The organism is Synechococcus sp. R8-2 (assembly GCF_047461715.1).
Lineage (GTDB): Bacteria > Cyanobacteriota > Cyanobacteriia > Thermostichales > Thermostichaceae > Thermostichus.
The window spans coordinates 1-689 of sequence record NZ_JANSHQ010000033.1; the positions used below are offsets into that span (position 1 = coordinate 1).

Genomic DNA, 689 nt, shown 5'->3' on the forward strand with positions numbered 1-689 from the left:
CTCAACGACCCTCGCTCCAACATCTTGGTCAACGGCAATACCGCGGTTCTGGAGGGGGCCTTGGGCCAGTTAGCCCAGATCTTGTGCCGGCAATTTTTGGATCCCTGTGTGCAGATCTCTGGGAATGGCCGGGTCAGCCGTGTCTCGCCGATTGTCAGTAAAACGGGTGGGGTGGGCATAGGCACTGTGCCGGGCAGCAATCCCATCCTTGAAAACAACACAATTCTCCTGCAGGCTTTGGGGGCTTTGGCCGTTCGCTATGGTGACAACTCCGGCGGGATCTTCCGCAACAACCAAATCGAAGGGGATCCACCCACGGCTGGAGCCGGCTTGGTACTGCAGGCGCGGCAAGCAGGTACGAGTGGCACTACCGGGATTCAGCTGGATGGGGCAGGCTCAATTCCATCCATTCAATCCAACCGGATCGGCGTGGGCAGGATAGCCGGCAGTGTCGGCATTCGTATTTTGCAGGGAACCCAGGCCCGCACCATTTCCGGGAATACGTTCCTAGCTCGGGGCGAGGGCGTAGGAGTGGCAATTCAGGCGGCCCCCGGCACCCCAGATGCGGTAGTCGCAGCCTACCTGGCTGGCAATACTTTCCAAGGAAACTTTGCTCAGAGGGTCACTGGGGAACCTGCGCCCACGCCAACTCCTGAACCGACGCCGACGGAAACGCCCACGCCAACACC

At 60.2% G+C, this 689-nt stretch carries 1 protein-coding gene; it reads left to right on the forward strand.

Translation table 11 applies throughout. From position 1 onward, the window contains the following. A partial coding sequence (locus NW819_RS00895) for a right-handed parallel beta-helix repeat-containing protein (protein WP_414412612.1) occupies positions 1-689 on the forward strand: 689 nt, incomplete at both ends.